Genomic DNA, 12375 nt, shown 5'->3' with positions numbered 1-12375 from the left:
CGATTCCCCTTTTGCGGAGATTTGTGATTCACCGTGATGGGAGGTGGATCATGGGCAAGAGCTATTCGTCGGATCTTCGTGATCGCGTTGTTGGGTTTGTCGAGGCGGGGCATTCTCGGCGTGCTGCGGCGCGCCATTTCGGGGTCAGTGAGAGTTTTGCAGTCAAGCTGATGCAGCGCGTTGAGCGGCATGGGACGGCGGCGCCGGTCCGTCAGGGCCGCCCGCCGGGCGGTCGGCTTGTGGCTTTCGAGGCTTTCCTGGTCGCGGCGGTTGAAGCAAAGCCGGACATCACCATGCCGGAACTGGCGGCCCGGCTTTCGGCGGAACGAGGCATGAAGGCCGCCCCGGCCGAGCTTTCCCGTTTCCTGTGTCGGCGCGGCTTCACATATAAAAAAGTCCTGATGGCGTCGGAGCGCGCACGCGCGGCGATCCGGGCTGAGCGGCGCGTCTGGATCGAGCTGCGCCAGCCGAGGATGCGGCTCGAGCCCCATCGCCTCGTCTTCGTCGACGAGACCTCGGTGAACACCAAGATGGTGCGGCTGCGCGGCCGCAGCCTGCGCGGCACGAGGCTCATCGCCGATGCGCCGTTCGGCCACTGGAAAACGCAGACCTTCATCGCCGGGCTGCGCTGCCATGGCATCACCGCCCCCTGGGTGATCGAGAAGGCGATCAACCGGCCGGCCTTCGACACCTGGGTCGAAACCCAGCTCGCGCCGACCCTTGCCAAGGGCGACGTCGTCATCCTCGACAACCTCGCCTTCCACAAGAGCGCACGCGCCGCAGAATGCCTCAGAGACAGGGGCGCCTGGTTCCTGTTCCTGCCGCCCTACAGTCCGGACCTCAACCCTATCGAGATGGCCTTCGCCAAACTCAAGGCGCACCTGCGCGCCGCCGCAGCCAGAACCTTCGACGCACTCTGGAAGGCAATCGGCAACATCTGCGACCTCTTCAACAGAACCGATTGCTGGAACTACCTCAAGGAAGCTGGATATGCGTCCGATTAAATGTCCGATGCTCTAGCGGAAAGTCTCAGTTGGCTGCTGAAGTTCGCAGCGCACGAGTCTTTGCTATTTCCGATCTACGACAGGCTTTGCGAATAATCGCGCAGGGGTCCGACCTTGCAGTAATGTGGCAAGGAAGGAGGGACGGCGTGAAACCAGGGTGTAGAGCAAAGGCTCGTCGGTCCGGGTCCACGGCGCAAGCCACACCTGGCAGTTCGCACCCGCGGCGCCGGCGAGGGTACTGAGAATTTCTCGGACCAGAGAGGTATCAAGTTTGGTGGTGCGGGCGATGCCTGCTTCTGTGCGCAAGTCGAAAGCGGGATCGAGAAGAGCCGCGAGGACGGCGCGCACAAAGTCCGGCCGTAAGTCGGCCGCCGGGAGAGGCCAGCCTTCGATCTGGTCGCGCATCACCAGCTCCTGCAGAAGTGTCAGGCGGATATAGTCGACGATCCTATTCCGGCCGACGAGCAGCAGGAAGTTCAGCCCGAGCTTCATGCGAGCGCTCGTCGTCTCGGTGCTGACAAGACGCCGCGCGACGGCGACCAGTCGCGCCTCGATGCGTTTGACCAGCAATGCGAAGGCGTTTTCGTCTATTCGCGCCCAGCGAGGATAGGGCACCTCCGGCAGGGCATCGCCGACGAGGGGAATGATCGGTACATAGTCATGCATGCTGCCGTCCGAAAGGGTCTTGCTGATCACCGCGTTTCGCCGTTCGGCTGCGCCCTCCGGCCCGTGTAGCGTCTGATGGTTCTTGTCGATGGTGAGATGGCGCATCAAGAAATATTGGCAGTTACGGCGGCCGAGCTGGTAGTCGTGGTCGCGGAACGCCTCCAGGACGAAACCGCCGAAGCCGCCGAGCAAACCGCTTGCGATCGAGAAGGTCTCCTCCCGCTCCTCGCCGCCGGGCGTACTAGGCGGCACGCGGTGTGGCGAGATCATGAACCGGCTGTGGGTGCCTTCGGCGGCGACGGCGAGCAACTGATCAGGCTTGAAGCGTACCTGCTGGCGGAGCGCCGTCACCACGCGCCTGGCAATGCTGAGCACCCCGAGCGGCGGTTCGCCATCGCCGAGAAAAGGTGGCCCCTCGGGAAAGGGCGCGATCATGATAACGGCTCGATCGGTCTTTTCGGCGTTCCGTTCATTGGGCCGGGGCGGGTCCTTCATCAGGGTGAAGCGGACATATTCGAACGGGTCGTTGTTGATGAGGCCACCATCGACAGAGACGAACGAAAAGGGATAGTCTTGCGACGACGGGACATGCCACGCGTCCGGCCACGTGGGTATTGGTTTGAGCTCTGATTGATCCTCGGAAATCGGAAACTTCGCCTTTGCATATTGCGAGGTGGCCGTCGCTATCACGCGCGGTGAAAGGCCAATCGGGAAGGCGCCGGAGGCGAGGGCGGCATTGGCGAAGGCAAGCCATTCCGGCGGGCGCGTCGACGCGCCCGTTGCGCCGAACAGTGACGTGGCCGCGATCGACGTGCCCGAATCTGTGTCGGCGAAGGGGCTGGGGGACGGCTTCCACGTGCCGATGCCCTCGACCACGTAGTGCACGCGGTCGGCGTGCGTCATCATGTTGTATTGACCGCCGCTGAAGTGGATCGCGTAAGGCACGCCGCGCAAGTTCGACAGCATCATGTAGAAATGGAGCGAACTGGCGACATAGGGGCGTGGGCTGAGGGTACCCGTCGCCTCCAACGCCTCAGCCCCAATCGCGGTCAACACGTTGGCGTTTAAAACCGAGATGACGGGCCGCCCGCCCGCCAGGTCTTTGAGCGACAGCAGGTCGGGTGAGCCGTCGGGGGAAACCAGCGTCGGGCGGGTCACCCAGGACCGGTAAAGACGTCCGAGAGTGAAGCGGATGTTCTGGCTGCCGGGGGCGGGACTTGGGAAGGTCGCGGGAGCCTCGCGGCCGCCGGCGGCGATCACGCCAATGGCGGCGGTGATCGCGCCAGCAGAGGCCCCGGAGAGCGCCTTCAGGCGAACGTCGTATTCCGGCAAGTCGGGGGCCCCCTCCGCCTTTGCCTTTTCCCATGCGTCGAGTGCCTGGATCAAAAAGTCGAAGACTCCGGCCGAATAGGCGCCCGCCGAAATCGCGCCCGACATCGCAATGCCGATTTCGAAGGTCGGTTTGGAGCCGTCGGTCATCACTGTTCCCTCAGTTGAGCGGCGCCGCATTGATCCCGGCGGGCGCCATGACGTTCGTGCACGGCTGCCGCCGGCTGCCTACAATGTCTTCAGGTATGCAATGAGCGCCGCCTTCTCATCCGGCTTCAGCGCCGGGCCGATCACGCCCGGGCCGGGGGTGTCGCTGAATTCGTGACCGGCATTGCTGTTGCCCGGCTTTGCGGTGTCGAACTTGAAGCCACCCTTCAATTCGTCCGTTAGATAGCCAAGCTTGTCCGGGTCGTATTCGCGATTGCCGAGCCAGAACGTCTTCGGCCGTTCGCCGGCCGGGGAAAGCAGGGCATCGATGGTCGGCACCGAGCCGTTGTGCAGGAAGGGCGGCGTCGCCCAGATGCCGTCGAGCGGCCGTCCCTTGTAGGCAAGCGGCGCCTGGATGCCGTTCTGGCGATTGCCATTCATGATCCCCCGTTGCTCGGCCGGCACCGGCGGGGTCTGGTTGTCGTACCAGCGAGCGGCTGTCTTTGCGACGAGCGCGCCGAGCGCGCTGCCGAACGAGTCGGTGTCGATGCCGAGCTCGGAGGGAAGCTTGACCTTGCGCTCCGCCATGCTTTGGGCCTGGGCCGGATCCGTGCCGATATTCTCGACGTTGATGATGGGCACGCGGAGATAGCGCTCGCCGGCCGAATTCTCGTTCGTCCAGTGCTTCTGCTCCCAAAAGCCCTCACTGCCGACCGGTGGCAGGTGGCAGCCCTGGCACCGGTCGGCGTAAACTGCGGCGCCCTCGGTTGCGAGTTTGGTATCGATCGAACCGAACAGGTTGGAAGGCCAACGCGGGGGACGCAGGCCGGTGAAGCCGTTCTCTGCCGTCGGTTGCTTGCCGGCCAACTGCTGCTCGATCTCGAAAATCGTGTCGACCTTCACCGTCGAGGCAAAGAGTGGCTGCTCCGACTTGGTGAGATTGATGAAGGCGCGGACCCCCAACGCTTCGCCCGCATTGCGCACCATCGGCTGCATGATCGAGGCATTGTATTGGACCCAATCGAACCAGGACGTGTCCCAGATATGTGGGAAAGCGACTGGCGCGGATTGAGCGACGTAGTTCTCCGGCCGCTCAAGGTCGAGCGAGAAGACCTGGTTGCCGATCCGGTTGAGTGCATCCAACCGGCCGAACCCCTCTTCGATACTTTTTTCGGCCACCTTCTTTTCGAGATCGACTTCGATCCTGCCACCCGCAAGCACCTTGTCGAGCTGTTTCTTGAGCACGGCCCTGGCTTTTTCATCCGCCTGCGGCCCGAGCACTGCCGTGGCGAAGCGGTCGAAACGGAAAGGCGCATAGCGGGTGAAGAACAAGGCCAATCCTGAAGCCTTGCGGAATTTTCCAAGATCGGTGAGTGCCGGGCCGCCATCGACCATCACGGCAGTACCCTTGTAAGTGAAGCGACCGGTGTGGCATGCCGCACAGGTGAGCCCGACGGTGGTGAGCGGCCTGCCGGTCGCTGGGTTGACCCACGGTTGGGCGGTTTTGGGATCGACAAGATCGCCGCCATGGGCAAAGCCGACCGGAAGGCCGGATGAATCCGCCGTAATGAAGCCGAAGCGGTCGAGATAATCGCTGGACAGGAAGGGCGGCCCGGCTGTCAGCGTGAAGGTGGGCTGCTCCAACGCCGCCAGCCATTCGTAGGGCATCGAGAAGGTCACCGTGCCCTGGTCGGCATGGTGCATCCAACCGCGTTGTGATTGTGACCAGTTCTGCTCGAGCCAGGTGACCTTGTCCACCTTCGGATAGTCAGGAAGATCGACGCTAAACATCCGAACCACATAATAGAGGCCGGCTGCGACCAGCACGGTGAACCCGAGCAGGATAGGCCAAAATCGCGACTTGCGTTTCATGCGTCTTTACCCCCAAAGCTTGAAAGCGCCCCTTCCAGTGCGGCGTGGTCCTCTAATTATTCTGGGGCGGCGGCACTGCCGCCCGCGCCGCTCGCGCGCCCGGATAGACGATTGCGCGTGCGTGACCGAGCGATGCGTAATCATCTGGACTGGTCGCCAAAGGAATGCGAATGCATTCCGGGCTCCGGTTTGGATTCATCTCCAGCCGGCTCACGGCCGCCTGGTCGTCGATGACCTCGTTAAGGCGAATTTCGAACATGTCCACCCAGGGGAACCAGTATTCGTTCCACGGCTGGGACGGGTCGAACAGCTCGTGATTGCCGACCGGCGGCGGCGGCGTGTCACGCAGCTGCGCCTGCAGGATGTAGCGCACGTCACTGCGCCTGACGCGGTGAATGAAATCCTTGCGCAGGAAGTCGGGAGCCCGATCGTCGTCAGCCTCAGCGTCCATGGATGGATGGCCGTTAGCCTTGAATTCGGGGCGCGGCAGGCCGCGATCGGGGCCGCGGTCGGCGTTGATCAGCCGGAAGCGGACGTAGCGGCTGACGCCAGTTTTGTCGATGAATTCGAAACAGACCCAGGTGTGATACCGCGAATCCGTGAACGAGCCGCGGAGTCATCAGATGCGTGCCGCCGATAAAGAGGTCAAGACGCTCGTCGTAAAGGCGCACGCGCAGCCGGTGCCCGATGAGCCGTGACGGCACGGCATGTTTGGTTGGTATCGAAGCCTGCAGCGGTTCGCACTACTGGGCGCGGGAGATCGGCGCACTCGGCCACGAGGTACGTTTGATTCCGCCGGCCTATGTCAAACCGTTCGTCAAACGGGGGACGACGGATGCAGCCGACGCTGAGGCGATTAGTGAGGCAGTGACGCGCAAGACGATGCGCTTCGTTCCGGTGAAATCCCCCGAACAGCAGGCGGCGGCGATGGTCTTGAAGACACGCGCCCTTCTGGTTCGTCAGCAAACTCAGACGATCAACGCGCTACGTGCTCACCTGTCCGAACTGGGGATCATTGCCGGCATCGGCACGGCGAAAATTGCAAGCCTGATCGCGATCGTGCGTGATGAAACCGATGCGCGTCTCCCGAACGCGGCCCGCTTCGCTTTGACGGCAATTGCGGATCAAATCGACGCACTGGCGCTGCAGATCAACAAACTCGAGCGAGAGCTTGTCGCCGAAGTGAAGCATGACGAAGACATGCGGCGGCTGGCCACAATCCCTGGCGTCGGAGCCATTACGTCGGCCTCCATCAAGGCGCTTGTCCCAGACCCGGGTGGGTTCAAATCCGGGCGCCATTTCGCCGCATGGCTGGGATTAACGCCGAGATCCCATTCGAGCGGAGGCAAGGAGCGATTGGGCAAAATATCGAAGATGGGCAATCCCGAGCTTCGCACTCTGCTCGTCGCCGGTGCAACCTCGGTCCTGCGACATGCAAGAGGCAACCACAAAGCCCCACGGTGGCTAGTCGCACTGTTAGCGCGACGGCCTTTCAAGGTCGTTGCGATCGCGCTCGCCAACAAAATGGCGCGGATCATCTGGGCGCTCCTGACCAAGGGCGGAACATATCGCGGTCTCGAGAGCAGTGCGGCCAGCTCATAAGCTGACAACGAACATCACGAACTGCGCGGCACGGTAGCCGCCAGTGGCAAGGTGCGCAAACAAGCGATGATTCCACAACGGGACGAAATCCCGAGGCGAGAGAGGCCAGCGCGCCATTGCGCTTCGAGCGCGTTTGGTTGATCAGTCACTCGTTTCGCGGATTTCATCGAGGCCAGCGGTCCACAGAACCGCGCTGATAGGCCGGACATATGACCGCACCGTTCCCGCGGGATGAATCGCTGAAAAATGCCCTTGCCAAGCGGGTCGTTCCACATATGTCGCGCTGCAGCCTGACGAAGTCAGACGTCTGTCAAAGCGACGTCTTCGCTGCCAGTGTGTGCGGCAGCCGTCAGCTATTGAATGCAGTCTAACACTTGGTGCCCGTCCATCATCAGCTCAGTGAGACAAGCGGGCATCCTTCAAGCGGTCGGCTACTAAGGTTAGCTTGCGGCCAGACATATGTGGCCATGCTGACCTATCCTCTTCAGCCTAGCCAAAAGCCTCGCCGCGCGGCTACCGCTGCACGTCGGTCGCGCGACCCCTGGCCGAAGTTGCTTGGCTGGTGGCGTGAGCCCACTGCCATAATTGTCGTGCCAGGCGCAACTCCACCGCTACGTTGCCTGGATGCGCGACGAACGCGTTCGCTGTTTCGTAGTGGCGGATCGGTCTCCTCCTTGTCCACCGCTCGCCAGCGGGTAACTGCTCATCGTCTCTCTTTCCGGCACCCCCGCACCCGCAGGCGATAGTGACAGCGCCGATAGGCTTGCACCTGCGTGCGACCACTCTTCCATCTCCTCAATAGCCTCCATCCAAATAAGCGATTTTACATATCTGCTGAGTGTAGAGCGACAATCTGGCTGAGATCAGCGCGACAATCTGGATGAGATTCTGGTGTCGCGGTTGTCGGCGACGGTATCATCGTGATTGTCGCTGGCAAGGGCTTCGTTGGTTTCTGATTGTCGCGCAGCGTCGATCTCGGCGGCGTTTCTGATTGTCGCGAAGGAAGCCGGCCTGCCGCGCTGGCGTTTGGCTTCCATCGCGGATCGACGCCGGTAGCTTTCGACATTCATCTCAAAGATGGTCGCGTGGTGGACGAGACGATCGACGGCGGCGAGTGTCATGGCGGGATCGGGGAAGACCCTGTTCCATTCGCCGAAGGGCTGGTTGGCGGTGATCATGATCGATCGCCGCTCGTAGCGCGCGGAGATGAGCTCGAAGAGCACGCTCGTTTCCGCCTGGTCCTTGGTCACATAGGCGAGATCGTCGAGGATGAGCAGATCGAACTTGTCGAGCTTGGCGATGGCGGATTCGAGCTGGAGTTCACGACGTGCCACCTGCAGCTTCTGAACGAGCTCGGTCGTACGCATGAACAGCACCCGCCAACCGTTCTCGATGAGCGCGAGGCCGATTGCGGCGGCGAGATGGCTCTTGCCGCCACCGGGCGGGCCGAACAAGAGGATGTTCGCTCCCTTGGCGAGCCAGCTATCGCCGGCGGCGATCGCCATGACCTGTGCCTTGGAGACCATCGGCACGGCGTCGAAAGCAAAGCTGTCGAGCGTCTTTCCCGGTGGCAATCGGGCCTCGGCGAGATGGCGTTCGATGCGGCGGCGATCGCGTTCGGCCAGTTCGTGTTCGGCGATCACCGACAGGAACCGGGCCGCTGGCCAGCCTTCCTTGTCGGCCCGTTCGGCAAAGTCCGGCCAAAGGACCTTGATGGCCGGCAGGCGGAGTTCATTGAGCAGCGTGCTGAGCGTGGCGGCGTCGATGGCAGGGGCGTTTCTCATGCGGCGTCCTCCAGATGACGCGCGTCGATCAGGGCCTCATAGCCCTGGAGGGAGGCGAGACGAACGTTGACGGTGGGCAACTGTGCCGGATCGGGCGCGAAGAAAGTCCTCAGCGCGATGATGTCCGGCAGTTCGCCCGCATCGAGTGTTTTAGCGAGCCGCTCTGCCAGTTCCCGCTCGCAGCCCCGATCGTGGGCCAAGGCCAGGAGCTCGACGGTGATCTTGCAGGCCTGCTTGTCGGAAAGCCGGTCGAGCAGGGTCTCGAAGGCCCTTCGGTATTCCTGCCGCGGAAACAGCTTGTCGCGATAGACAAGCTGAAGGAGCGCCATCGGCTTTTTGCGCAGCGAATGGATGACATGCCGATAATCGACCACCTGGTCGTGCTTGCCGCTGGCATGTGCACGCCCTCTTTGGAGGGTCATCAGATGCGTGCCGCCGATAAAGAGGTCAAGACGCTCGTCGTAAAGGCGCACGCGCAGCCGGTGCCCGATGAGCCGTGATGGCACGGTGTAAAAGACCTTGCGCAAGGTGAAGCCGCCGCTGCGCGAGACCCGCACGACAACCTCCTCAAAATCGCTGGTGCGCGTTCCCGGCAACGGCTGCAGCGCCGCCCGCTCGGCGTCGATGCGCTTGCCATAGCGGGCATTACGCCGGCTGACGATCTCATCGATGAAGCCGCGATAGCCATCGAGATCGTCGAAGTCACGGGTGCCGCGCAGCAGCAGGGCATCGCGGATCGCATTCTTGAGGTGGCCATGCGGGCTCTCAATCGCACCGTTCTCGTGGGCAATGCCCTTGTTGTTGCGGGTCGGCGTCATTCGGTAGTGCGCGCAAAGCTCTGCGTAGCGCCGCGTCTGGTCCTCCTTGGCATCGGCATCGAGATTGCGGAAGGCCGCCGACAGGCTGTCGCTGCGATGGTAAAGCGGCGCGCCGCCGAGGAACCAGAGAGCGTTCTGCAGCCCTTCGGCCAGCGCCACGAAGCTTTCGCCACCGAGGACGACGTGGGCGTGTTCGAAGCCGGAATAGGCGAGCCGGAAGTGATAAAGCAGGTGATCGAGCGGCTGGCCTGCGATCGTGATCCCCAGTTCGTTCATGTTGGTGAAGTCGGAAAGCCCCAGTCGGCCGGGCTCATGAACCTGGCGAAAGATGACTTCCTGCTCGTCGCCATTGATGGCCCGCCAGGCACGGATCCGCCGTTCCATTGTCCGGCGAACGCCTTCGCTGAGCTCAGGATGGCGGCGCAACATCTCATCGAAGACGGCGACCGGACGAATGCCAGGTGCCGCCTTCAGCAGCGGCACGACCTCGGCATCGAAGATGTCGGCGAGTGGATCGGGACGCCGACGGCCGCGCGGCTTCTTCACTTGTGATGGCAGTTGCGCGTTCTTCTCGATGCGATAGGCCGTTGCTCTGCTGAGCGACGCCTTCGCGGCGGCGACCTCAACCCTGTGCTCTTGTCGTAACTTCATGAAAAGCCTCATCTGATGATCGGTTATGTGACGACCTGGCACAAAGGTGGTTCCCCGTTCTTCGAAGAACCCAACGTACCGGTCGAACCGCAATCACCAGATGAATCGGCGCGGCAGCAGCGGTAGAACTCCGTTCGGGCTACGCCCTCTCTGCGTTCCACCGCTGCTGCCGAGTCTCATCTTGATTGACGCTTCGTCTCATCTTGGTTGTCGCGCTGCAGCTGAGATTTCCCATTAGAATAGCGTGGCATTTTGGGTTGAATTCAATTGGGACAAGGATAGCAGTAGACGCGGAGCCTTCTCCACACACGGCTGCCGCATCGAGTGGTATGGGCTGTCGGCAAACTGCTCCGGTCCGAAGCCGCACTCTCACCATGAATCCACCCGCGCCCTGTTTGAAACCGCCGAGCCCCGGTTCGCCCGCAGGGGCCGTGTCAACCGTATAGTCGCTCTAAAGAGGACCACCTGTGAAACATATCGTTGCAACCTTATTCGGGATACTGTTTGCTACAGCTGCCAATGCCGCCGGCGATAGTCATGTACTGGCGAGCTTGAACGCGCGCTGACTACCGGCAAACCGGTGAGTGTGACGGTCGATTTTAGGCATGTGCACTCCGGCGACTGCCGATACACCGTCGACCAAGACGCGTGGAGGCGTTAGCATAGACGGCTATAGGATCACATCTGACGGCACCCTCGCTTTTGCAGATCAGCATTTTACCATAGATCGTGACGGTAAGCCGGTTGTCCAGTTTCTTCGTTACCGGATCCGGCCGGACGGTGGCGCCGAATTCACCATGGTCGTCTTCAATGTGCCCAGTTACGAGCGAAAAGGAACGAGCCTGGTCTATAAGTGCTCAATTGGTCACGGATTGAGCTTCTTCTCTTCACCGTGATCTGGCATGTTGCAGCACGATCGCGCGGGTTCGGGTGGCGGATCGTCCCGGATCGGCGGCTGAAGGTTTTCCTGTGGCACCCGCCCGTGCCATTTGCAGTGGTCCCGATAGGTAAAGGAACCCGCCTGCCGCTATCCTTGAGCTTCTTCAATGCGGTCTTTCATGCCGTCGCTGGTCTGCCAAGCATAGCGGTCACCGAGGTCCTCTTCGATCACGCCGGCCGCGTATAACTGATCGAGCAGGTCGGCGACTGCAAGTACGCTCATTCCATCCGTCGAGGCCCGCATAACCAACTCCGAAACTGTAAAGTTGCCGCACGCGATTAGATGGCCAACCGAGATCGGAGCGTAGTCGAGCACCCGGTGTTCCATGCTTCGCGAGCGGAGATGGAAGCAGCGGTCTCCCGCTGTGTACTCCAGGTCCCTGCGAAAGCGGATCGGCAGGTCGGGGGCTGGGCTCTCGAGCATATGTTGATCAATCATGCTCTTGAGCCCGTCCCGGAACTCGTCAGGCGTCCTGAATGACCGTTGACCCACTATGCGATACCCGAGGGGCCAGCGTTCGCTACCCGGTACCGGCGTCACTAGTTGCAAACGTCTCTGCGGCATATTTACGAGGAAGCCGGAAACACAGGCGATCGTCGTGTGATTGCGCTCCGTCAAGGCGATTGCCTCTTGCCTCGCACTGAGTTTCTCCTTCCGCTTGCGCGCACGCCCCGTGAAAGCCTTTGCGGTCGGGGCGTCCTTGCCCTGCATGATGAGTTCGACCCCTGTCAGTTCTTCAGGCGAAAACGCCCTGTGGATCTGATTGAGATGTGCCGTGCTGAGCACAGAGAAGCGATTCATCGTAGTGCCATAAAGATTGAAGAGGCCGAGCACGCGCCTGGTGAGTGCCTCATCCTTGAGCGGGGCGGCCGTCGTTGTTTGCGGCAATGCGCCCGTGATCTGATAGTAGTCGAAGAGAAAGCGGTCGTACTGCGGGTTGTCCATTGGCTCTGTGGCCCAGTAGCAGAACCCAGTACGAGCTGCCGGGCCAAACACCTCGCTCGCGACACCAACCACGCCGCGCCAAAGCTCTGCATGCTGTTTGCTATACTCGTAATAGCCTTTGAACGGAGCGGCCGAGAGGCCGCAGAACCAGCAACCGACGGTGCACCCTTCCCTCAGCTCGAAAGCGATGATGGGGTGTGTGATCGACGGTGCTGATCCGCCCAATTCGTCATTACAACGCCGAATTTGGCGCTCGCGCCAGGCATGAAAGCGAGGGTTGGTCATTGACATATCGCCATGGTCGCGCAGGAGGTCGCGATGGCGCAACATGTCGCGCATGTACTCGTCCCACATTATCGACAGCGGCCATGGTGCAGACTCCGGCTTGTAGCGGTAAGTAAGATGATCATCGCGCCAGAGCGGCAGTATCTCCAGTGGGTCAACTTCAATGCCATAGCGCTCTGTTACCGCGCGAGGGGCGTCGGCGCTCTCCGAAACCGCGGTGCGGAACTTTATGTCACCAGCCAGCCGTTCCATGAAACGCTTGATGTGCGACAAGGTGCGCCGTTGCTCCGGCGTGCGCCGGTTAAAGATCTGGCGCCAATACTCGCCTTTAT

Annotated in this window: 8 protein-coding genes and 1 pseudogene; 3 read left to right on the top strand and 6 right to left on the bottom strand. The window is 61.6% G+C overall.

Annotated features, from left to right (window positions below; genetic code table 11):
- Window positions 1-50: 50 nt before the first annotated feature.
- Window positions 51-1004 carry an IS630 family transposase gene (locus tag USDA257_RS35205; RefSeq protein WP_014857749.1) on the top strand — a complete coding sequence of 318 codons (954 nt, stop codon included), beginning with the start codon at window positions 51-53 and terminating at the stop codon, window positions 1002-1004.
- A 63-nt stretch (window positions 1005-1067) separates the two neighbouring features.
- Here USDA257_RS35205 and USDA257_RS32525 read toward each other — a convergent pair whose 3' ends face one another.
- From USDA257_RS32525 to USDA257_RS32515, 3 genes are all read right to left on the bottom strand, one after another.
- Complete coding sequence (locus USDA257_RS32525; protein WP_015633459.1) at window positions 1068-3149, bottom strand: patatin-like phospholipase family protein; 2082 nt, start codon at window positions 3147-3149, stop codon at window positions 1068-1070.
- 78 nt (window positions 3150-3227) lie between these two features.
- The gene (locus tag USDA257_RS32520; RefSeq protein ID WP_014857747.1) at window positions 3228-5018 is read right to left on the bottom strand and encodes a di-heme-cytochrome C peroxidase; all 1791 of its coding nucleotides are present in this window, start codon (window positions 5016-5018) and stop codon (window positions 3228-3230) included.
- A 52-nt stretch (window positions 5019-5070) separates the two neighbouring features.
- On the bottom strand, window positions 5071-5469 hold the full coding sequence (locus USDA257_RS32515) for a hypothetical protein (protein WP_014857746.1): 399 nt from the start codon (window positions 5467-5469) through the stop codon (window positions 5071-5073).
- Window positions 5470-5723: 254 nt separating this feature from the next.
- Between USDA257_RS32515 and USDA257_RS32510 the strand changes: the two are divergent.
- Window positions 5724-6620, top strand: a pseudogene (locus USDA257_RS32510) (IS110 family transposase); the annotation flags it as partial.
- 863 nt (window positions 6621-7483) lie between these two features.
- On the opposite strand, the gene istB reads toward USDA257_RS32510, so the two are convergent.
- Window positions 7484-8404: an IS21-like element helper ATPase IstB gene (gene istB / locus USDA257_RS32505; protein ID WP_014328473.1), complete on the bottom strand. Its 921-nt coding sequence runs from the start codon at window positions 8402-8404 to the stop codon at window positions 7484-7486.
- A complete protein-coding gene (gene istA / locus USDA257_RS32500; protein WP_014331811.1) occupies window positions 8401-9915 on the bottom strand; it encodes an IS21 family transposase in 1515 nt (504 codons plus the stop codon). The genes istB and istA overlap by 4 nt, the downstream gene beginning before the upstream one ends.
- Window positions 9916-10478: 563 nt before the next feature.
- Here istA and USDA257_RS35195 point away from each other — a divergent pair.
- Window positions 10479-10769, top strand: a complete 291-nt coding sequence (locus tag USDA257_RS35195; protein WP_014857679.1) for a VirK family protein — start codon at window positions 10479-10481, stop codon at window positions 10767-10769.
- Window positions 10770-10900: 131 nt separating this feature from the next.
- On the opposite strand, the gene USDA257_RS32495 is transcribed toward USDA257_RS35195, so the two are convergent.
- The coding region (locus USDA257_RS32495; RefSeq protein WP_041415767.1) for a radical SAM family RiPP maturation amino acid epimerase at window positions 10901-12375 on the bottom strand (1475 nt) is incomplete at its 5' end.

The sequence above is a fragment of the Sinorhizobium fredii USDA 257 genome (assembly GCF_000265205.3).
Taxonomy (GTDB): Bacteria; Pseudomonadota; Alphaproteobacteria; order Rhizobiales; family Rhizobiaceae; genus Sinorhizobium; species Sinorhizobium fredii_B.
This window is presented reverse-complemented; position numbering and strand designations above follow the sequence as displayed.